At 61.0% G+C, this 20,903-nt stretch carries 21 protein-coding genes, 1 tRNA gene and 1 pseudogene; 11 read left to right on the top strand and 12 right to left on the bottom strand.

Annotated elements, in window-relative coordinates:
- Position 1: 1 nt before the first annotated feature.
- Entirely contained in the window at positions 2 to 1,051 is a 1,050-nt protein-coding gene (locus ELH03_RS18300; RefSeq protein WP_130806773.1) for a bile acid:sodium symporter family protein, read from the top strand.
- A 164-nt stretch (positions 1,052 to 1,215) separates the two neighbouring features.
- On the opposite strand, the gene ELH03_RS18305 is transcribed toward ELH03_RS18300, so the two are convergent.
- Complete coding sequence (locus ELH03_RS18305; protein WP_018072811.1) at positions 1,216 to 1,686, bottom strand: Hsp20 family protein; 471 nt, start codon at positions 1,684 to 1,686, stop codon at positions 1,216 to 1,218.
- Between the two features lie 518 nt (positions 1,687 to 2,204).
- Between ELH03_RS18305 and ELH03_RS18310 the strand changes: the two genes are divergently transcribed.
- Complete coding sequence (locus tag ELH03_RS18310; protein ID WP_130659307.1) at positions 2,205 to 3,179, top strand: alpha/beta fold hydrolase; 975 nt, start codon at positions 2,205 to 2,207, stop codon at positions 3,177 to 3,179.
- A 44-nt stretch (positions 3,180 to 3,223) separates the two neighbouring features.
- Here the strand turns inward: ELH03_RS18310 and hisN are convergent, their stop codons facing one another.
- On the bottom strand, positions 3,224 to 3,997 hold the full coding sequence (gene hisN / locus ELH03_RS18315) for a histidinol-phosphatase (protein WP_128402849.1): 774 nt from the start codon (positions 3,995 to 3,997) through the stop codon (positions 3,224 to 3,226).
- 276 nt (positions 3,998 to 4,273) lie between these two features.
- Complete coding sequence (locus ELH03_RS18320; RefSeq protein WP_027682907.1) at positions 4,274 to 5,155, bottom strand: N-formylglutamate amidohydrolase; 882 nt, start codon at positions 5,153 to 5,155, stop codon at positions 4,274 to 4,276.
- A 187-nt stretch (positions 5,156 to 5,342) separates the two neighbouring features.
- Here ELH03_RS18320 and cpdR1 point away from each other — a divergent pair, with 187 nt between their 5' ends.
- The 5 genes and pseudogenes from cpdR1 to ELH03_RS18345 all read left to right on the top strand — a co-directional run bounded on the left by cpdR1 (position 5,343) and on the right by ELH03_RS18345 (position 8,727).
- Entirely contained in the window at positions 5,343 to 5,705 is a 363-nt protein-coding gene (gene cpdR1 / locus ELH03_RS18325) for a response regulator CpdR1 (protein ID WP_003542883.1), read from the top strand.
- Between the two features lie 84 nt (positions 5,706 to 5,789).
- A tRNA-Val gene (locus tag ELH03_RS18330) sits at positions 5,790 to 5,864 on the top strand.
- 186 nt (positions 5,865 to 6,050) lie between these two features.
- A pseudogene (locus ELH03_RS38650) lies at positions 6,051 to 6,246 on the top strand (hypothetical protein).
- A 500-nt stretch (positions 6,247 to 6,746) separates the two neighbouring features.
- Complete coding sequence (locus tag ELH03_RS18340) at positions 6,747 to 7,787, top strand: porin (protein ID WP_128402848.1); 1,041 nt, start codon at positions 6,747 to 6,749, stop codon at positions 7,785 to 7,787.
- Between the two features lie 445 nt (positions 7,788 to 8,232).
- Positions 8,233 to 8,727, top strand: coding sequence for a hypothetical protein (locus ELH03_RS18345; RefSeq protein WP_105007354.1), 495 nt, complete (start codon positions 8,233 to 8,235; stop codon positions 8,725 to 8,727).
- Positions 8,728 to 8,733: 6 nt separating this feature from the next.
- Here the strand turns inward: ELH03_RS18345 and ELH03_RS18350 are convergent, their stop codons facing one another.
- Positions 8,734 to 9,459, bottom strand: coding sequence for a hypothetical protein (locus ELH03_RS18350; RefSeq protein WP_128402846.1), 726 nt, complete (start codon positions 9,457 to 9,459; stop codon positions 8,734 to 8,736).
- A gap of 233 nt (positions 9,460 to 9,692) precedes the next feature.
- Here ELH03_RS18350 and ELH03_RS18355 point away from each other — a divergent pair, with 233 nt between their 5' ends.
- The gene (locus ELH03_RS18355; RefSeq protein ID WP_128402845.1) at positions 9,693 to 10,205 is read left to right on the top strand and encodes an MgtC/SapB family protein; all 513 of its coding nucleotides are present in this window, start codon (positions 9,693 to 9,695) and stop codon (positions 10,203 to 10,205) included.
- A 54-nt stretch (positions 10,206 to 10,259) separates the two neighbouring features.
- On the opposite strand, the gene ELH03_RS37475 is transcribed toward ELH03_RS18355, so the two are convergent.
- Entirely contained in the window at positions 10,260 to 10,436 is a 177-nt protein-coding gene (locus tag ELH03_RS37475; protein ID WP_164902099.1) for a hypothetical protein, read from the bottom strand.
- Between the two features lie 61 nt (positions 10,437 to 10,497).
- On the bottom strand, positions 10,498 to 10,728 hold the full coding sequence (locus ELH03_RS18360; RefSeq protein ID WP_105007357.1) for a hypothetical protein: 231 nt from the start codon (positions 10,726 to 10,728) through the stop codon (positions 10,498 to 10,500).
- A 353-nt stretch (positions 10,729 to 11,081) separates the two neighbouring features.
- Between ELH03_RS18360 and ELH03_RS18365 the strand changes: the two genes are divergently transcribed.
- A complete protein-coding gene (locus tag ELH03_RS18365) occupies positions 11,082 to 12,173 on the top strand; it encodes a DUF475 domain-containing protein (RefSeq protein WP_128412709.1) in 1,092 nt (363 codons plus the stop codon).
- Positions 12,174 to 12,175: 2 nt separating this feature from the next.
- Complete coding sequence (locus tag ELH03_RS37480; RefSeq protein ID WP_164902113.1) at positions 12,176 to 12,424, top strand: hypothetical protein; 249 nt, start codon at positions 12,176 to 12,178, stop codon at positions 12,422 to 12,424.
- Positions 12,425 to 12,704: 280 nt separating this feature from the next.
- Here ELH03_RS37480 and ELH03_RS18370 read toward each other — a convergent pair whose 3' ends face one another.
- The 6 genes from ELH03_RS18370 to ELH03_RS18395 all read right to left on the bottom strand — a co-directional run bounded on the left by ELH03_RS18370 (position 12,705) and on the right by ELH03_RS18395 (position 18,587).
- On the bottom strand, positions 12,705 to 14,222 hold the full coding sequence (locus ELH03_RS18370) for a tripartite tricarboxylate transporter permease (RefSeq protein ID WP_128403374.1): 1,518 nt from the start codon (positions 14,220 to 14,222) through the stop codon (positions 12,705 to 12,707).
- Between the two features lie 88 nt (positions 14,223 to 14,310).
- Positions 14,311 to 14,802 (bottom strand): tripartite tricarboxylate transporter TctB family protein, encoded by a 492-nt coding sequence (locus ELH03_RS18375; RefSeq protein WP_018072799.1) that lies wholly within the window; start codon positions 14,800 to 14,802, stop codon positions 14,311 to 14,313.
- Positions 14,799 to 15,743 carry a Bug family tripartite tricarboxylate transporter substrate binding protein gene (locus tag ELH03_RS18380; RefSeq protein WP_018483552.1) on the bottom strand — a complete coding sequence of 315 codons (945 nt, stop codon included), beginning with the start codon at positions 15,741 to 15,743 and terminating at the stop codon, positions 14,799 to 14,801. Before ELH03_RS18380 ends, ELH03_RS18375 begins: the two co-directional genes overlap by 4 nt.
- A 252-nt stretch (positions 15,744 to 15,995) precedes the next feature.
- On the bottom strand, positions 15,996 to 17,042 hold the full coding sequence (locus ELH03_RS18385; protein WP_128403373.1) for an ABC transporter substrate-binding protein: 1,047 nt from the start codon (positions 17,040 to 17,042) through the stop codon (positions 15,996 to 15,998).
- Between the two features lie 95 nt (positions 17,043 to 17,137).
- Positions 17,138 to 17,650, bottom strand: coding sequence for a GNAT family N-acetyltransferase (locus tag ELH03_RS18390; protein ID WP_128403372.1), 513 nt, complete (start codon positions 17,648 to 17,650; stop codon positions 17,138 to 17,140).
- 67 nt (positions 17,651 to 17,717) lie between these two features.
- A complete protein-coding gene (locus tag ELH03_RS18395; RefSeq protein ID WP_128403371.1) occupies positions 17,718 to 18,587 on the bottom strand; it encodes an ornithine carbamoyltransferase in 870 nt (289 codons plus the stop codon).
- 436 nt (positions 18,588 to 19,023) lie between these two features.
- On the opposite strand from ELH03_RS18395, the gene ELH03_RS18400 reads away from it, so the two are divergent.
- Positions 19,024 to 20,892: an adenylate/guanylate cyclase domain-containing protein gene (locus ELH03_RS18400; RefSeq protein ID WP_128403370.1), complete on the top strand. Its 1,869-nt coding sequence runs from the start codon at positions 19,024 to 19,026 to the stop codon at positions 20,890 to 20,892.
- The last annotated feature ends 11 nt before the right edge of the window (positions 20,893 to 20,903 follow it).

The following is a 20,903-nucleotide window of genomic DNA, read 5'->3' on the forward strand; positions in this document are numbered from 1 at the left end:
AATGGACGACAGAACAATGACTGTTTTATCACGCCGCGAGATCGCCATGCGCCGCTTTCTGCCCGATACATTCACCATCCTGCTCGTCTGCACCGTCATCCTCGCTTCGCTGCTGCCGGCAAGCGGCACATTCGCGGATTATTTCGGCATCGCCACCGACCTTGCCATCGCACTGCTGTTCTTCCTGCATGGCGCCCGCCTCTCGCGCGACGTCGTCATTGCAGGCCTGCTGCACTGGCGCCTGCATATCATCATCCTGCTGACCACCTTCGGCATCTTCCCGCTGCTCGGCATGGCGCTCGGGCTGATCCCCGACACGATCCTGCCGCAGCCGCTTTATCTCGGCATCCTCTTCCTCTGCGTGCTGCCGTCGACGGTGCAGTCGTCGATCGCCTTCACCTCGATGGCGGGCGGCAACGTACCGGCCGCCATCTGCTCGGCCTCGGCATCCAACATCTTCGGCATGTTCCTGACACCGCTGCTCGTCGGCCTGCTGTTTTCCGTCGGCGGCCATGGCGGCTTCTCCTTCGACGCATTGGAGCAGATCCTGCTGCAGCTGCTTGCCCCCTTCATCGTCGGCCAGATTCTGCAGCCCTGGATCGGCGACTGGATCCGCGCCAAGAAGAAGATCCTGATGCCTATCGACCGCGGTTCGATCCTGATGGTCGTCTATCTCGCCTTCAGCACGGCAGTCGTCGAGGGCCTGTGGCACACTTTCTCGATCGCCGATATCGTCGTCGTCATCGTCGCCGACATGGTTCTGCTGGCAATTGTCCTGGTGCTGACGATGTTCGGTAGCCGCTGGCTGGGCTTCAACAAGGCCGACGAGATCACCATCACCTTCTGCGGCTCGAAGAAGAGCCTCGCAAGCGGCGTACCGATGGCGAACGTCATCTTCGCCGGCCAGTCGATCGGCGCGATCGTGCTACCGCTGATGCTGTTCCACCAGATCCAGCTGATGGTCTGCGCCGTCATCGCCCAGAAATACGCCGCCGCCGCGGCCCGCCGCGCAATGGACAAGGAAATCGACGAAGCCGCCAGCCCGGCATAAAGCATGTCGCGCAAAACTGTGCAGCGGTTTTGCGACAACGACATGCGTAAAAATAAAGAGCGAAAGCGCGAGGAGCGAATCTGAAAGACCGCGACGCGCTTTAAGCCGAAATAGAAAACGGCGCCCCATAGGAGCGCCGTTCATTTTATCCGACAAGGATCTGATTAGCCGTTGATGATCTGCGCTTCGATGGCCTTCGGAGCCTCGACCGGTTCTGCAGCAATCGTAATCTTGCGGGGCTTCATGGCCTCGGGAATATTGCGCAGAAGGTCGATGTGCAGAAGGCCGTTCTTCAGCGAAGCGGCGGTCACCTCAACATGGTCGGCAAGCTGGAAGCGGCGCTCGAAGGCGCGCTTGGCAATGCCGCGGTAGAGGAATTCGCCGCTTTCGGCAGGTTCCTCGTTCTTTTCACCCTTCACCGACAGGACATGGGCATGGGCTTCGATCGAAAGTTCGGTCTCGTCGAAACCGGCAACCGCCATGGTGATGCGATAGGTGTTTTCACCGGTGCGCTCGATATTATAGGGCGGATAGGTCTGCGCCTGCTCCGGCTGGGCAAGGCTGTCGAGCATGGTGAAGAGCCGGTCGAAACCGACGGTCGAACGATAAAGGGGAGAGAAGTCTACGTGACGCATGATGTCCTCCTGTGGAAGCGACGTGTTGCGATGCCCCTGAGACCCCATCTTTGGCGGCCTTGGGACGGTTGCGCAGGCCCTGTTCGGCACCCGCAGAAAGGAGATGGTGATGGGATTCGAGGAGTTCAAGACCTTTCCGGAATCGCCTTGATCGACCCGTGAACCCCGCATGAACGACCGGTTCGGAACGCATTCAGGCGCATTCGCCTAGGAATTTCGGTGTCGGGTGAATCTGGTCCCGATGGCTGAAGTGCATCGTCCCTTCTTCTTCAGCCTCAACTTCGGCCGGCCGCGAGCACCCTCATGCTCCTGCCGGCCCTTTTCCTGCACTACAGCGCCGCGCGTCTGAAAAGACGCGCGGCACTGCAACACTTTGAAATGCTGCATAATTTATCCTTAAATCGATCCCGATTTAAGGAATTGCGCAGTGTGCCTTGCGGGCGTCCCCGCTTTCCAATCCGCATGCCGTGCGCTATCCCTGAAGCCGAAGCAGTCAGCAGCGGCGCATTGGCAAAGTCATGGATCAGGTTCTCTATTCGACGCCCGACAATCCCGCCCCGGAAAACCGCACCGAGGGGTTCTTCGAAACCCATGACAGCCACCAGCTGCGTTACGCCGTCTTCCGCTCGAGCGCTCAGGTCGCCAGGGGCACGGTCGTCATCCTGCATGGCCGCAACGAATATATCGAAAAATATTTCGAGACGATCCGCGACCTGACGGCCAAAGGCCTCTGGGTCGCAACCTTCGATATGCGCGGCCAGGGCGGTTCGCCGCGGCTCCTGAAGAGCCGCAACCACGGCCACATCCGCCGCTTCGTCGATTACGAGCGTGATCTCGACACCTTCCTCGAAAAGGTGGTGCTGCCGGATACGCGCCTGCCCTTCTATCTACTCGCGCATTCCACAGGCGGCCTGATTGCGCTGTCGGCCGCGCCCTATCTCACCACCCGTATCGATCGCATGGTGCTGTCGGCGCCTTTCATCGGCCTGACCGGCCAGTCGGCCTCGCCCCGCGTCATCCGCGCTCTTGCCGGCACGCTGACCGCCCTCGGCCTCGGCTTTCTGCCGCTGACCTCGAAACTGAAAGAGCCGAACTTCAGCGACAATCCGCTGACCTCGGACGAACACCGTTTCGAGCGCAATGTCGCAATGATGAAGGCTCATCCGGAACTGACGCTCGGGCCGCCGACGGCCCGCTGGCTGATCGAGGCCTTTCGCACGATGGACCGGGTCACCTCGCCCTATCATCTCTTCTCGATCACCATCCCGACCATCGTCATCGCCCCGACGCGTGATGGTGTCGTGCCCTACACGGCGCAGGAGCGGCTTTCGCGTTATTTCCGCGCCGGTCAGCTGGTGCCGATCAACGGCGCCCGTCACGAGATCTTCCAGGAACGGGATATCTACCGCGCCGCCGCCCTTGCGGCCTTCCACGCCTTCATTCCCGGCAGCGATGCCGAAGAAAACCAGGACGTCGCCGCCCTTGGCACGTGACCGGCCAGCGCTGCTGACCGCGGAATCAGCACGGCCGATCGGGATCAGCGCTGCAGGACGGCGATCGCCTGTTCGTAGACCGCCCGGCTGCCGGCGGCGATGATCGAGCCGCCGTTTTCCGGCCGTCCGCCGTCCCAGGTGGTGATGATGCCGCCCGCCCCCTCGATGACGGGAATGATGCCGCCGACGTCATAGGGTTTCAGACTGTTTTCGATGACGAGATCGATATGGCCGGCGGCAAGCAACGCATAGGCATAGCAGTCGCAGCCGTAGCGGAAGAGCCGTACCTGGCTCTCGATCTCGCGGTATTTCTCCATCTCCTCGCCGGCAAAGAGATGCGGCGAGGTGGTGAACAGGATGGCGTTCGAAAGCGCATCACACTGGCGCGTCGCCAGGCGCCGCTCGCCCTCCGGCCCGGTATAGATCGAGCCGTTCTGGTCGGCGAAATAGCGCTCGCCGGTAAAGGGTTGCTCGATCATGCCCATGATCGCCCTGCCATCCTTCTGCAGGCCGATCAGCGTTCCCCATACCGGCACACCGGAGATGAAGGCACGCGTGCCGTCGATCGGATCGATCACCCAGACATATTCGCGGTCGAGCCCGACATTGCCATGCTCCTCGCCGAGAATGCCGTGGCCGGGGAAACTCTCCTCGATCAGCGCCCGGATGGCGAGTTCGGCCGCCCGGTCGCCCTCCGTTACCGGATCAAAACCGGAGGAAAGCTTGTTCGTGACATCGAGGCCGGAGCGGAAGCGCGGAAGCGTCTCGGCTCGGGCGGCTTCCGCCAGGCGGTTGAAGAACGAACGGTCAGGAAACATGATGGATCCGTTTGGCTGGCGGGAGTGGCGCTTTTCATAGCGAAAAGCAACGGGAATGCAAACGCAGCAGGCAATTTGGCTCTAACTGCCCAAAGATATCGCACCGCAATATATTGCTTGACATTTGTGCAATGCAATAGTAGCGTCTTCATACAGTCTTCTGACTGTAAATACCCTCCTTGGGTGTTTCCTCCCTAGACTTAGCCGCGCTCACAAGCGCGGTTTTTTTTGGCCGGGAAGACGAAGGCCAGACGTCAGCGACATCGAAAAAGAGATCTATTCGGCGGCCAGCGCCCGCTCGCCGGCAAATTTCTCGACATATTCCGCCATCTGCCGCATGAAGTCCGTGACGGCATCAGCCACTGCAGCGAAATCCTCGCGCTTCTCCAGCGTCAGCTCGTCGACATAGATCGCCCGGTTCACCTCGATCTGCAGCGCGTGCAGGCCGCGCGAGGGGCGGCCGTAATGTTCGGTGATGAAGCCGCCGGCATAGGGCTTGTTGCGGATCGCCGCAAAGCCCATTTCCTCGAGGATGGCGATGGCCGCGCGCGAGAGTTCGGCCGAAGCGCTGGTGCCGTAGCGATCACCAATGATGAAATCGGGTCGCGCCGTGCTGCCGGCAACGCGCACATTGCCGGGCATCGAGTGGCAGTCGATCAGCACGCCGAAGCCGAACTGCACATGCGTTCGCGCGATCAGCCGGCGAAGCGCCGCATGATAGGGCTTGTAGACCGCCTCAACGCGGTCGAGCCCCTCCTGCACCGGCAGGCGCCGCGCATAGATCTCCATGTTCTCGGCGACGATGCGCGGAATGGTGCCGAGCCCGCCGGCGACCCGCAGCGAATTGACATTGGCATAGGGCGGCAGCAACCCGTCGAACATCCGCGGATCGAGCTCGTAAGGCTCGCGATTGACGTCGAGATAGGCGCGCGGGAAGTTGGCTGCCAGAAGCGGCGCACCGAGTGCGACGGCCGAGCCGAAGAGCTCGTCGACATAGTGATCCTCGGAACGGCGGATGGCGATGCCCTCGAGCCTGGACTGAGCGATAAATTCCGGTGGATAAATGCGGCCGCTGTGGGGGGAGTTGTAGACGAAGGGAATGGTCTGCGACACGGGCTCATGGACCTCAAAAAGCTCGTATTCGCGTATTTCCGGCACTTTCGGCCCTCTTTACCATGTCATGAACTGACTGCTTGGCCCATGTTGCCAGTTGCCCGGCCGCAAGTCCATACTATGTAGAAGGGACGGCGGTCACGCACAGGCAATTCACCGGTTGTTTACCGGGTAAAGACTAGTGTAAACGGCTGGCAGCCCACCAAAAACCTATGGATCGCGGTCTAATTTGATGACTCAGAAGATACTTCTCGCCGAAGACGACAACGACATGCGCCGCTTCCTGGTGAAAGCGCTCGAAAAGGCCGGCTACAAGGTCCTTTCCTATGACAATGGCGCCAGCGCCTATGACCGGCTGCGCGAGGAGCCGTTTTCCCTGCTGCTGACCGATATCGTCATGCCCGAGATGGACGGCATCGAGCTGGCGCGACGCGCCACCGAGCTCGACCCCGACCTGAAGGTGATGTTCATCACCGGTTTTGCCGCCGTGGCGCTGAACCCTGATTCGAAGGCGCCGAAGGATGCCAAGGTCCTTTCCAAGCCTTTTCACCTGCGCGATCTCGTCGATGAGGTCAACAAGATGCTTGCCGCGTAAGGCTTGCCGGGCGGCGCGTCACAAAACTGAAAAAAGCCTATTGACGGCTCCGAAGGTTTTGTGATCTATGCGCCGCCATCGGATGGGCGTGTAGCTCAGCGGGAGAGCACTACGTTGACATCGTAGGGGTCACAGGTTCAATCCCTGTCACGCCCACCATCCGATCTCCCTGACATCGTTGACAAATCCCCGCCTTGGGGATTTTCTGTTGCCTGGGCCTGGCACGCGCTCCAGATCCAGCACTTTGCGGAGCGAGGGCTTGCACGTGATTGGTCCGCGACCATGATCCGGGCCGGATTTCAATGGCTGTGGGATAGCCCCCACACGTGGGAATTGGGGGGACGTATGACGCAAAGGACGCGGACACGGAAAGCGATATCCATAATCCTCGGCCTCACCCTAGCTGGGGCTGGGCCTCCTCGGCTTCGGTTATATGCAGTTTCATGTCGTCGAACCTATTAGCATCAAGCTTTGGCTAATTCCGATCACGATCCTCGCGGCTGGGGTAGCGATCCTCTGGGACGATTTCAAAAATCCCTAGCGAGACGACCGCTCTCCCTCAAAGCGCTTGCCGGATCTTCGTCGCCTCCCGTCGAGGCGACATTCGCCAGTCACCGATCACTGCCAGTGAGAAGCTGTGGCCCGACATCGGTATGTCCTGGGGTATTGTCCGGCTTTGCCCGATTCGTGCAGATTGCGGCGATGGCGTTTTCGCATATGAGGACGTGCTCACGCGATCATCAATTGCATACCGTTGCCGAGGTTCAGCCCCTCGTTGTTCAAGCATTCAGAAGCGCGAGCTTTGTGACGGATAGATGACGAGTTTATGACAAAATGCGTGTGATTTCAGCAACATAGCAATGCCCTCCCGCTGTCACGATCGACAATGTCGTTGCAGTGCAACATACCCTATGTAACTTCAGCGGCGAGGCAGGCACCGAGCCAAAAAGGGGCCGCTTCGGTCACACGGGGTGAAGACACGTAGGGACTGCCGAGCGCAGACGGTCTTCATCCTCTTGCATCTGAACTGGAGGTTATTCCATGAACATCAAGAGCCTTCTTCTCGGCTCCGCTGCTGCACTTGCAGCAGTATCCGGCGCTCAGGCTGCTGACGCTATCGTTGCTGCCGAGCCGGAACCGGTTGAATACGTTCGCGTCTGCGACGCCTACGGCACCGGCTACTTCTACATCCCGGGCACCGAAACCTGCCTCAAGATCAACGGTTATATTCGTTTCCAGGTTGACGTTGCTCCGCACGCTAGCTCGATCGGCGCCGCCGGCGGCGGTTCTGTCGCCAACGACTCGGACTGGGATGCCCGTACGCGCGGTCAGGTTCAGTTTACGGCCAAGAGCGACACTGAATATGGTCCGCTGACCGGCGTCATCGTCATGCAGTTCAATGCTGACAACGCTTCTGCCCAGAAGGCCCAGCTGGACTCTGCTTACATCGACATCGCAGGTTTCCGCGCTGGTCTCTTTTACTCCTGGTGGGACGATGGTCTCTCCGGCGAAACGGACGATATCGGTTCTCCGGTAACGCTGCATAACTCTATCCGTTATCAGTACGAAACCGACGCCTTCTACGCTGGCATCAGCGTTGACGAGCTGGAAGACAGCCCGTTCTATGATGGCGAAACCGCTAACAACTTCGGCGTCGCAGTCGGTCTCGGTGGCAAGGCTGGTGCATTCAGCTACCAGATCACTGCCGGTTACGACACCGACAACGAAGAAGGCGCCGTCCGCGCTATGGGTACGGTCGCTGTCGGTCCGGGCACGCTCGGCCTGGCGGTTGTCTACGCGACCAACCCCAACGCCTACTACAACAAGGCTGAATGGGCGATCGCTGCTGAATACGCCATCAAGGCGACGGACAAGCTGAAGATTACCCCGGCTGTCCAGTACTACAGCGACTACGGCGTCACTGCTGGCGAGTTCAACGACGGCGATGCCTGGAAGGCCGGCGTGACGATCGACTACCAGATCGTCGAGAACCTCTCCACGAAGATTTCGGTTCAGTACCTCGATCCGGAAGATGCTGACGACGTCACCTCGGGCTTCTTCCGCCTGCAGCGCGCGTTCTGATAAAAGGCTGCCGGCTAGAACAGGATGATTTTAGGCCGGGTCGGCCTAAAATCTGAATCCTGTTCTAAATTATCCGGCATCTACAAATTCCTGATCTGACTGACCTCCGATCGGGAAAGAATGGGCCTGGACTTCCCTGCCTCGGCCCATTCCCCTTGACCAGACATGCGTCCAACACGGCACGCTCGATAAGCGCCTTGCCCCTGTCGTCTCACATCGGTTCGTTGCCGATGTCCGGCAGCCTATGCCATTGCTGGACCCCGTAACCAGCAAGCTCAACCAACTTTTGACTCATCTGCCGCCGATCGCCGAACCAGCCCGGTGGCCGACGAAATTTTTGTGCCTCAGGAATAATGGAGCCAAATTCGGACACAGAGCCATGCCATGGCGAACCGAGGATGAGGTAGTGATTCGCCTCGACAGAACATGGGGTTTTGAGATCGAAATGAAGTTATCCGCGCTTGCAGCCGCCGCAATTTTTTCCGCTGCCTTCGCCTTGCCGGCCTCTGCCGCGCCGGCCGTACCCGTCGAGACCTTTCCCGGCGCGCCCGGCGTCATTACGCTTTCCGGCAAATGCGCCAAGCTTGTTGTCGCCAAGTTCGACGCCACCAAGGGCTGCAAGAACGAGCTTGCCAGCGTCACGCTGGTCAATGGCCTGGTGACCTTCATCTTCACTTCGGACGGCAAGGCGCTCGGCTTCCAGGGCGACGGCGGCGGCATCAAGCCCGCCTCCAACGGCAATGCCCGCCTGCCGCTCAGCCTCGTCACCACGGGTGTCGGCAACAAGATGACCGGGGAGGTCAAGGTTGCCGGCTTCTGCACCTTCGGCAATCCCTATGCCGGCAAGCCGATCGCGATCGAATGCACCGCCGAAAGCAAGGATTCCTCGTTTACCGGCAGCTTCCGTACCGGCGGCAAGCTGGTGAAGAAGGGTAAGTAGCCGCTCTCAAGCGCACCAGGCGCTGCCGGCGGCCCCTGGCTTGCGTGCCAGTCCCTCATTGATCAGTTGCGCGCCGAAAGAGCGCCCGTCGCGCGAGACGACGCGCGGCGCGCCAGAGGGCTCGCCCTTGCCCGCCGCATTCATGGTGAAGGGTCCGGCGTTCAGAAGCGCCAGCAGCCGCGACTTGGCGGCAAAGGCCACCCGGCGCTCGCCGTCACAGCGCGCCTGGTCGACGACAGGGCTTGCCATGTCGGCAATCACGATCTTTTCACCCTTGTACCAGAAGACGCCGCCGTCGCCGACGCAATTGATATGGGCGCCCTGCCCGCAATAGCCGAAGGCAACTGTCCCGGTCTCCGAAGCGGCAGGAGAAGCCGGGGACGGCACTGCCTTTATCGGCTGGATCACCGGCGTCGGGATCGCGGCCGGTGGCAGCGGCTGCGACTGTGGCACCGGCGATACGGCTTTCGGCGTGGGTGCGGCAAGCGCCACCTGCTTCGGCGGCACGTCCTTCCTGACTAGGGGTTTCTGCTCCGCCGTTTCCCGCGCGATCGGCGTTGATTGCCTTGCAAGCATCGGCTGGATGCTCTTCCAATGGTCATGGGCGACGATGCCGCCGATCGCTGCAATGCCGATCACCGCCCAGGGCAGCAATCCGCCACCGCTGCTGCGCGCTTTGCTCTTTCCTCTGGCCGGCGCCTTGCGGCGGCCGCGTGTCGCTGTCTTGGCCATTTGTCTGATTCCCGTGAGGCCGGGATTATCGCTGCCCAATCCTTTCCGAAAGGTTGGCGCAGCGACAGGATGATGCCTGCTTCGGCGATCTTTTCCTCCAATGACATCAAAGCGCCGGGTGCACCGGTGGGGCTTGTGCGGCTCCTGAAACACACGACGAGGAAAAAGCTGAACAAATTCCGCGCTTACACGTTAGCCAGCGAAAAATTCCATCTATTCTGGGGGAGAAATCCATGGATCTCATCATCGCCGACATGATACCGGCGTCGCGCATCCATTATCCGGTCATCTTCGCTCGCCTGCTCGGCGCCATCATCTTCGGCGGGCTGATCGGCTTCGAGCGCGAGGCGCGCGACCGCCCGGCAGGCTTCCGCACCCATATTCTGATCAGTCTTGCCGCTGCCCTCTTCGCCATCATCTCGATCGAGGCAGTGCACATGCCGGGTTTCGCCGATGACGAGCAGGTGCGTATCGATCCGCTGCGTGTCATCGAAGCCGTAACTGCCGGCGTCGCTTTCCTTGCCGCCGGCATGATCGTCTTTGCAAGAGGTCGGGTGCACGGGCTGACGACGGGTGCCGGCATGTGGCTTTCCGGCGCGATCGGCCTCGCCATGGGCTTCGGCTATTGGCCGATCGCCTTCTTTACGACGCTTGCCGCCATCTGTGTGCTCTTCGCTTTCGGTAAGCTCGAACAACGGTTCGGCTATAATTCCGGACAGCGTGTCGATCGGGATGAACATCAATAGAAAACAAAACGCCCGGCATCATGCCGGGCGTTCGTGCCAGCGTGACTCTGTTGGTCATTCGGAGCGTGCGGCCGAAGGATCGTTTTTCCCAACCGATGCCGGACCGCCGATGGACGAAAGCGGCTTCTGGCGTTCGCCGATATTGATGCGCTCGTCCGCCGCCTCGCGTACGGCCTGCCATTCACTTTCGTGCCGGATGAAGATCTCGCGGGGCACAAAGTTGATCGTCATATGTTTCTCACCCTGTTTCAAATCTACCGTCAGCGCGCCAAAGAGGCTTCCGGAATGCCCGTTATTTCTTGGTCTCTGCATTGCCTTTGATGTCGGGACCACCCTTGGAAAGGTCCGCGCCGGAAACATGGGCCGGCACGTGAATGTCGTGATAGACACCGGGCGTCAGCGTCAGATCGACATGATGCGGCGGCAGCACCTGCGCCTTCTGCATGCGGTTTGGCTTCGCCCGCTTCATGCGGTCGGACGCCTCCGTGCGTTTGTCGGGAACATGGGTCGAAGTGTGCATCATCGGCCTCCTTTTTTAAGCTCAACAGTGCCTAACGGGCTGGCATCAGGATGGTTCCAAAAAAATTACCCAATCTCGATATGCCTGTCGGCCTTGACTGGCCCGGGAAGCTCATTACCTAGAGCCTATCCTGCAGCCTTCCAGACATCGGCTGACGGGGGAACTTTGGTGCCGGGCCCCTCTGGCGAGAGTTTTTACGGCGCTCTCGTGATGTCGGTACCGCCTGCAGCTTAGCCGGCGGATTTTTCATCGATGAACAAGCTCCCCATGCCTGACCCGCATGCCCGTTGTGGCATGTCGCGTTTTTCCAATATATCACCCCTCTTCAATGCGATTTGCGGCCGCGAGGTGCGGCCATGAACCAGTCCGCGACCCATAAATCTTCGCTCAGCTATTTCCGCTGGGCTTTCATCGTTACTGCCCTCGGCCTCGTTCTCGGCGCAGTGCTCGGCTGGCAGACGACCGGCACGATCGGCGGCATGGCGACCGTCTTCTTCATCTGCACGGTGCTTGCCGTGCTGGAGATCTCGCTTTCCTTCGACAATGCCATCGTCAACGCCAACAAGCTGAAGGAGATGACGCCGGTCTGGCAGAAGCGCTTCCTCACCTGGGGCATCATCATCGCCGTCTTCGGCATGCGCATCGTCTTCCCGCTGGCGATCGTCGCGATCGCGGCACAGATCGGCCCCTGGGATGCTCTGGTGCTTGCCGCCCGCGAGCCGGCCGAATATGCCCGCATCATGAACGACGCGCATCTGCCGATCGCAGCTTTCGGCGGCACCTTCCTGATGATGGTCGGGCTCAACTACTTCTTCAATCACGAGAAGCAGGTGCACTGGATTGGCGGCCTTGAAAAGATGATGGCGCGTTCCGCCACCATCAAGGGTATCGAGATCGCCTTCGTGCTGGCGCTGATGCTGGTTTTCTCCTGGCTGATCGGCGGCGAGGAAGCCACCGTCTTCGTCCATTGCGCCATCTACGGCCTGCTCACCTTCCTCGCGGTCGAGGTGGTCGGCGGGCTGCTCGATGCTTCGCAGCAGACGATGAGCGCTGCCGCCAAGGGCGGCCTCGGCGCCTTCATCTATCTGGAGGTGCTGGACGCCAGCTTCTCCTTCGACGGCGTCATCGGCGCCTTTGCGCTGACGCAGAACCTCTTCGTCATCGCGATCGGCCTCGGCATCGGCGCCATGTACGTGCGCTCGATGACGATCATGCTGGTGGAGAAGGGAACGCTTGCCGAATACCGCTATCTCGAACATGGCGCCTTTTACGCCATCCTGATCCTCTCGGTGATCATGTATGCGCAGACCATGGTGCACATCCCCGAAGTCATCACCGGCCTCGGCGGCGCGGCGCTGATCGGCCTGTCCCTCTGGTCATCCATCCGCCACAACAGGCGCGAAAAGGTCGAGGATCACGTCGCCCGGCAGGAGGAGCTTCACGCCTGACGATGCAAGAAGCCGCAGTGCGCGGCACCTTGCGGATAAAAATAAAGCCCGCGACCATCCGGTTGCGGGCTAATTCATTCATGCATGGCTTGAAGGTGTTAGCGGGAGACCTGACCGAAGGAGGCTGGGTCGATGCCGAGTTTCGTCAGATCGTTGGCGCGCGGGCGGCGACCTGCTTCAACGGCGGCACTGACAGCATTTGCAGCACCAAGGACGGCGAATGCGCGGCCAAAGAAACCCGTACGGATTGAATTGCGGAGTGCGGACATTGTCCTTTTCCTTTTGCTCTATGATTGACCACTCATACATGGCATCGCGCACAGACCACCACAATGCTCAGAAAATCACCTCAGCCATGCAAAAAACAGCAGGCCGGCACATGTCTCCATGGCCGGCCTCGAGGGAGGGGGTGGGTCGTCTTTTTCTTCTTAGACCGCCGTGCGTCCTTTTGGACGGGCAAAGGACGTTCTAACACTTTGAAATCTGCGCATCGTGCTTTCCGATAATCGATTCCGATTTCGGGCCGATGCGCTAGTCTTCGTTTGCCGCCAGTTGCGAGAGCACCTGGCCCCTGCCACGCAGCCGCAGGATCAGCGGGATGAGGAAGGCAGCGGCCGCAACGATGAGCAGACCCGCCGCGATCGGCGACATCACCAGCGTCGTCACATCGCCCTGGCTGATCGCCAGCGCCCGGCGCAGCTGCTGTTCGGCAAGCGGCCCGAGGATCAGGCCGACGACGGTAGGCGCAATCGGATAGCCGAAGAGCCGCATCACATAACCAAGCAGGCCGAAGGCGAGCAGCATGCCGAGCTCGAACACGGATGGATTGGCACCGATTGTCCCAAGCGTTGCAAACAGCAGGATGCCGGCATAGAGCCATGGCTTTGGAATGGTCAGCAACCGCACCCAGAGCCCGATCATCGGCAGGTTCAGCACCAAAAGCATCGCATTGGCGATGAGCAGGCTGGCGATCAGTCCCCAGACGAGCTGCGGATTGGTGGCAAACAGCAGCGGCCCCGGCTGCAAGCCGTATTGCTGGAAGCCGGCGAGCATGATCGCCGCCGTCGCCGTCGTCGGCAGGCCGAGCGTCAGAAGCGGCACCAGCGTGCCGGCGGCCGATGCGTTGTTTGCTGCCTCGGGACCGGCCACGCCTTCGATCGCGCCATGGCCGAACTCTTCCGGGTTCTTCGCCAGCCGCTTTTCGGTCGCATAGGATAGGAACGTGCCGATTTCGGCGCCGCCAGCCGGCATCGCGCCGATCGGGAAACCGATCAACGTGCCGCGCAGCCAGGGTTTCCACGAGCGCGACCAGTCCTCTGCGGTCATCCAGAGCGAACCCTTGACCGCCTCGACCTTCTCCGCGATCCGGTTGCCCTGCGCGGCGATATAAAGCGTCTCGCCGATCGCAAACATCGCCACCGCCAGCGTCGTCACCTCGACACCGTCGAGCAGGTCGGGGATGCCGAAGGAAAGCCTGGCCTGCCCGGTCTGCTGGTCGATGCCGACCATGGCAAGCGCAAAGCCGATGAACAGCGAGGTCAGGCCCCGCAAGGCGGAGTCGCCGAAGGCCGAGGAGACGGTGACGAAGGCAAGCACCATCAACGCGAAATATTCGCGCGGCCCGAAGACCAGCGCCAGCTTGACGACATAGGGAGCGATGAAGGCAAGCCCGAGCGTCGCGATCAGGCCGGCGACGAAGGAGCCGATCGCCGCCGTCGCCAGCGCCGGTCCGCCGCGCCCGGCGCGCGCCATCTTGTTGCCCTCGAGCGCGGTGACGATCGAGGCGCTTTCGCCCGGCGTGTTGAGCAGGATCGAGGTCGTCGAACCGCCATACATGCCGCCGTAATAGATGCCGGCGAACATGATCAGCGAACCGCCGGGATCGAGCTTGTAGGTGACGGGCAACAGCAGCGCCACGGTGAGTGCCGGGCCGATGCCGGGAAGCACGCCGACGGCGGTGCCGAGCGTCACGCCGACCAGCGCATAAACCAGGTTCATCGGCTGCATCGCAACCAGGATACCCTGCCATAGGAATTCGAATGTGCTCATCTTGGTGTCCCAAGCGGCGTTCCCGACCATCCGATTTCGGGGTCAGGCGCCGCGCAAAATCAAAAGAGCTGACAGCGCGTCCGCGCGGTCAGAAGAACAGATGTTCGAGCGGGCCGGCCGGCAGCGTCAGTTGCAGCAGCTGCGAGAAGATCGCCCAGACGACGAAGCTGAGGACGATGCCAAGCGGTAGCGAGATCCAGAGCTTGCGTTTGCCGAAGCCGCGTGCCGTCAGCGCGAAGAGGATGCCGGTCGCGATTGAGAAGCCGGCGACGCGCAGGAGCAGCATCTGGCCGGCAAGACCGGCGACGATCCAGATGACGGGTGCGACTTCCTGCCGGTCACGTTCGGGAAAATCGCCGCGCCAGGCTTCGAAGGCGGTCCAGATCCCGAGACAGAAGAGGCCGAACGCCACCACTTGAGGCACTGTCGCCGGACCGATGCGGTCGTACTGCGCGATGGTTTTCAGATGCAAGGCATCCCAGGCCATTACGCCGGCAACGACGAAGAGAAAAACGGCAATGATGAACGCCGCCCAATCAGGGCGGCGCTCGGTTGCCGAGGAGGTGTTATCCTCGCTCATTGAACAAGTCCGATATCTTTGAGAATGCCTTCAGTGGCGGAGACATCCTTCTCGAGCTGCGCCTTGAAGGCATCGCCGGAGAGATAGGTGTCGGCCCAGCCCTTGGTCTTCAGGGTTTCCTGCCAGGTGGCGGAGCTGTGCAGCTTCTCGAAATCGGCAGTGACGCTTGCCACCTGCTCTGCCGACAGGCCGGGGGCTGCGGCGACCATGCGCCAGTTCTGGATGGTGACGTCGGTGCCGGCTTCCTTCAGCGTCGGGGCATCGACGCCGTCGATACGCTTATCGCTGGATACGGCAAGAAGACGGAGCGTGCCCGACTTCACCTGCGATTCAAACTCGCTATAGCTCGAGACGCCGGCCGTGACCTGGCCGCCGAGAATGGCGGCGAGCGCTTCACCACCGCCGGAGAAGGCGACATAGTTGATCTTGGTCGGATCGACGCCGGAAGCCTTGGCGATCAGGCCGACGGCGATGTGGTCGGTGCCGCCGGCAGAGCCGCCGCCCCAGGAAACCGCACCCGGATCCTTCTTCAGCGCCGCGACCAGATCGGCCATCGTCTTGATCTCGGACGCGGCAGGAACGACGACGGCCTCATATTCGCCGGTCAGACGGGCGATCGGCGTGACATCCTTGAGCGTCACCGGCGACTTGTTGGTGAGGATCGCGCCGACCATGACATAGCCACCGACGATCAGCGAATTCGGATTGCCGGCAGCCTGGCTGCTGAACTGCGCAAGGCCGATGGTGCCGCCGGCGCCCGGGACGTTCTGGACTTGCACGTTGCCGGAGATCTTCTCCTGCTGCAGCGCGGTCTGCAGCGAACGAGCCGTCTGGTCCCAGCCGCCGCCGGGAGCGGCCGGCGCGATGATGGTGTAATCGGCCGCATAGGCCGGCAGCGCGATGGTCGCTGCAAAAAGGGTTGCGATGAACGTATGCTTCACGATGTGTCCTCCGTAGCGGCTGAGCAGACCGCCTGTTGTTCTCTGGGAATCGGGAGGAATGGCCGGCCAGCGGACGCAAGGGTCCTGAATGACGAGCGGAATACCTCCCAAGGCTTCAGCTCTCCGCCTCCACGGAGAAGAAGTAGCCAAAGCGACCACAACAACCTGTCATTTAGCTGACATCGCCGAGATATCCAGAAGGACAGGACACTTTTTTGCCGTAATTGGCAGGTGCCGGTCCAAATCCCACCTTCACTGCGTCCGCAGAACCTCGTTCCAGTGCGCGATCAGCCGCGCCCGCTTCACCTGATCGAGATAGACCATCAGCCCGGGACTGACCGGCACCGGCCGAAGTTGGGCGCCGAGCAGTTCCTGCAGCGTATTGGCGGTATTCTCCCCCGCGACCTCGGGGCTGACGGCCGGAATCTGCAGCTCGCGCGCCAGGATCGTCTGCCCTTCCCTCGACATGAAGAAGGTGAGATAGCGCCGCCCGAGCTCCGGCTCGGCGGCCGCCTGCGGCACCAACCCGATCCGCGACATCACCACGGTATAATCCTTCGGCAGCACGATGCCGACATCGGGATACCGCGAGGCCCAGTCGGCCGCATAGGAACCGAGAATATTGTAGCCGAGCACGAAGCGCCCGTCGGCAACGCGTTCGAGGATCGCCGAACTCGTCGAATAAAGCTTGACGCCGGCAGCCCCCATCGCCCCGATCACCGACCAGATGTCGCCGAACTGTTCCTGGTCGCGCGCCATGAAAAGAAACCCGACGCCGGAGCGCTCGATATCGTAGGTGCCGATCCGCCCATAGACGTCGTTGCCCTTGCGTTTCAGATAATCGACGAATTCAGCCCGCGAGCTCGGCACCGGCTCATGCGCAAAGCTCGGCTTGTGATAGACGAACACCGCCGGCTCGAAGGTGAGCGCATAGGCGGTGTTGCGCCAGTTCGCCCATTTCGGCCATGCAGCACTCATCGGCAGGTTGCTGACCTGCGCATATCCATCGTTGGAAAGCTTCACCTGCAGGTCCATCGCCGAGGAAAAGGCAAAATCCGCCGTCTTCTTGCCGGCATCCGTCTCCTTGACGATCCGGTCGTAGATGTCGCCGGTTAGCATGTCCTCGTATTTGACCGCGACATCGGGATTGGCCTCCAGGAAACCCCGGATCATCGGCTGCGCCAACGGCTCGTCGAGCGAGGAATAAACCGTCAGTACCGGCGCATCGGCATTGCCCGATTTTGCCGGATAGAACACCTGATCGGCCAGGGCAAAGCCCGGCCAGAGCGCCAGCAGCAAGATGAAAACTCTCCTCATGCAGCAACAATGCCCGAGCGCGCCGGGAGGAGCAAGGGCGCCGGCCAGACGGTGGCCCCGCTGCCTGTTTTACGGGATCAGAGATCGCGCTCGAAGAAGATCAGGATCTGCTCGAGTCCCGGCGGGACCGGATAATAGGCATCCCGTTCGCGGAAGCCGAGGCGGCGATAGAGCCCCTGCGCTGCCGTCTGCAGAATGCCGGTATCGAGCCGCATCGAGAGGTAACCGTCGGCTTTTGCCTTTGCCATCGATGCCTCGCAGAGGGCCGCGGCGACACCGCGACCGCGTGCCGCCGCCGAGACGAAAAGCCTTTTCATCTCGGCAATGCCCGGCGCCTGCTCTTGATGCATGACGCAGCCGACAGGCTCTCCATCAAGCCGCGCCAGGAAGATTGCGCCCTTCGGTCTTTCGTGAATCTGCGGCAGGCCGGCGAGCAGCGCCTCGAATTTCTGCGGATTGTAATAGAGATCGACCACCGACCGATGCTGGGGGTAGTTGTCATAGAGCCATTGCCGGAACGATCGGCAGAGATCCCGCACGGCGGCAACCTCCGTCGGGCTTTCCGCGAGTTCGATCGTCAACTCTCCCATCTGCCCAACCTCCCGATCCCCGCCCTTCTATCACGAACCTGTTGCGCAGTGGAGATCGAGTCTGGAGCTAGGGGGCGACCCACTCCATCAGCGCATTCTGCGCATGCAGCAGAAAGGTCTTGGCGGCGCGGCTCAGGCAGCGCGGATGCTCCATTGCAGCGGCCGTCACCTCCTGACCGCGCGTGACCGGCGGGCACGGCAGGAAGATCACATCCTCCCGCAAACGATCGAGCACGTCGGTCCCGATCCGATAGCTGGCGAGTGCGTCCGGGGGGCCATCGCCCGGCCATGAATCGGTGATGACGACATCGGCATCCGATAGCTCGCCCATATCGGTACTCACGCGGAAGCGCCCGTTGAACAGTGCGGCGTCACGGATGTGCCAGCGTTCGGGATAGACCTGCACCACCTCAATCGGCAATACGATCGACGCTTCGGCCCAGGAGCGGAGGATATTTGCGTCCGCCGCCACGCCAACGACCTTTAACCCGTCGATCGAGCCGCGCCGGCTCTTGATATAGGCAAGGTCACCGAGCGTCTCGCAGGGATGGTTGGAGCGTGTGCGCGCATTGATGATAGGCACCGGCGCGGCTACCGCCACCGCCTTCAATGTCGCAAGCTCCTTCGTGCGGATCACCAGCATGTCGAACCAGTTGCCGAGATAACCCGAGAGATCGCCGGTTTCCTCCCTGATATTGAAGCCGATCGGCACATGCACGCAGATACCACCCATCTCCTGGATGCCGAGATCAAAGGCGGTCGTATTGCGCCAGCCGCCGTCGTCGACAATCAGCGCGACGCGTTTTCCCGCAAGGCTCTGCGGCATCGCACGCTCATCCCAGGCTTCGGCGAGATCGCCGGCGCGAGCGACAATCGATCGAAGCCCGGCCTCCGGAATATCATGAAACTCCAGAAAATTCCGGGCCGAACCTGTCATCCAAAAATCTCCGTCAGGTATGAAACGTCGCCACAATACCCTTCACCGGCCTCACGGCAATCGCCGAAACAACCGCGAATCACATTGCATACCGCGTTGGATAGCGTTGCGATTCGTCTTCCAAGACATGCCCTGGGTCCGGCCCAAGCCCCAAATCGATCGGCGATCGGATTTATGATGCCGATACAGAAAGTATCGGCCAAAGCAGAATACTCCGCCTTTCTCCGAAACGAATCGCCTTTTCATCACAAAGGATTAGGGATTGGCTCCATCCTTCACCCGTTTAGAGTATTGATGAAGATCGACGACGTTATATGGTCGCGCTGCCGCGTCAAAAACGTCGAAACCGCCCGAATTTCTTATTCGGGGGACGACTCTACGCGACAAAAACTCTATAAAAAGCTAGATTAAACTGGGAAGATCCATGGGAGGGGTCATGGAACGACGACTGAGCGCTATTCTCGCTGCTGATGTCGTCGGCTACAGCCGGCTGATGGGCATCGATGAATCCGGCACGTTGCAGGCGCTGAACCGCCATCGCTGCGAGCTGGTCGATATTCGTATTTCAGACTACAAGGGCCGGATCGTCAAACTCACCGGCGACGGCATTCTTGCCGAATTCCAGAGTGTGGTGAACGCGGTCGCCTGCGCCGCCGAAATCCAGCGCAGCATGGCGGCCCGCAACGAGAACGTGCCCAAGGACGAGCGCGTCGAATTCCGCATCGGCATCAATCTCGGCGACGTCGTGGTCGAGAACGGCGACATATTCGGAGATGGCGTCAATCTCGCCGCCAGGCTTGAGCGTATCGCAGCGCCGGGTGGCATCGCCGTGTCGGCCTCGGTGCGCGATCAGGTCGGCTCACGCCTCAATCTCGGCTTCGAATTCATCGGCGAACATATGCTGAAGAACATCAGGCAGCCGGTTCAGGTCTATACCGTCAGCTTGGCGCCGCCCTCCTCCGCCAGATTGGTGGCGCAGAACCGCAATACCTGCTTCATCGCGGTGCTGCCCTTCACCAATATGAGCGGCGATGCCGATCAGGATTATTTCTCCGACGGCATTACCGAAGACATCATCACCGATCTCTCCAAGATCTCCAGCCTGCACGTCGTGCCGCGCAATACGATCTTCACCTACAAGGGCATATCGGTGAAGGTGAAGCGGCTCGCCCAGGAGCTTGGCGTGCGCTACGTGCTCGAAGGAAGCGTCCGCATCTCCGGCAATCGCGTGCGCATTTCCGGCCAGCTGATCGATACCGCCAATGGCGACCATCTCTGGGCCGAGCGTTACGACCGCGACATGACCGACATCTTCGCCATCCAGGACGAGATCACCCATGCGATCGTCGGCCAGTTGAAGGTGCGTCTGTTGCCGGAAGAGAAGAAGGCGATCGCAACGGAGCCGACCGCCAATGTCGAGGCCTACACCTATTATCTCAGGGGCCGCCAGCTCTCCCACACCTGGACCAAATCCTATCTCCAGCTCGCAAGGCGCATGTTCTGCAAGGCGGTCGAGCTCGACCCGGATTATGCTCGCGCCTATGCCGGCATCGCCGATTGCGACGCGGCGATCCGCGATTGGGCTCCTGATGACGTGCCGCTGAGGCGCATCCTCGAGATGAGCGCCCGCGCCCTGGCGCTCGATCCTGACCTTCCCGAGGCCCATGCCTCGCACGGCCTGGCTCTGCATCAGAGCGGCTATGATGATAGGGCGGCGGCGGCCTTCGAACGCGCCCTGGCGCTCGACCCGAACCTGTTCGAGGCGAATTTCCACTATGCCCGGTTCTTCTTCATGCGCGGTAACTTTGCCGAATCCGTTCAATATTTCACCCGCGCCGCCGAAATCCGCCCGGATGACTACGTCTCACCGATCCATCTGATGTCCGCCTACCGCTCGCTCGGCCGTGTGTTGGACACGGAAAACTGGGCGAGCCTCGGCCTGCTGCGCGCCGAACGTGCGCTGAACCTCAATCCGGAAAATTCAGGCCCCGCCCATCGCGGCGCGCTGGCGCTAGCTCATCTCGGCGATGCGGCAAGGGCACGCGACTGGGCTGCCCGCGCGATTGCCATCGATCCTGATGACATCGTCGCGCAGTATAATCTCGCCTGCGTCTATTCCGTCCTCGGCGACGCCGACCAGGCGATCGACCTTCTTGAGAAGCTGCTACCGAACAGCTCCGTCTATCATATCAAATGGTTCAACAATGATTCCGACCTTGACAACATCCGCGACGATCCCCGCTTCCGGAAACTCCTCGCCGCCGCGATGACGCAGCGCGAGCTGATCGAAAGGACTGGGAGCTGAGGTCGAGCCTT

Source organism: Rhizobium beringeri (genome assembly GCF_004306515.1).
Taxonomy (GTDB): Bacteria; Pseudomonadota; Alphaproteobacteria; order Rhizobiales; family Rhizobiaceae; genus Rhizobium; species Rhizobium beringeri.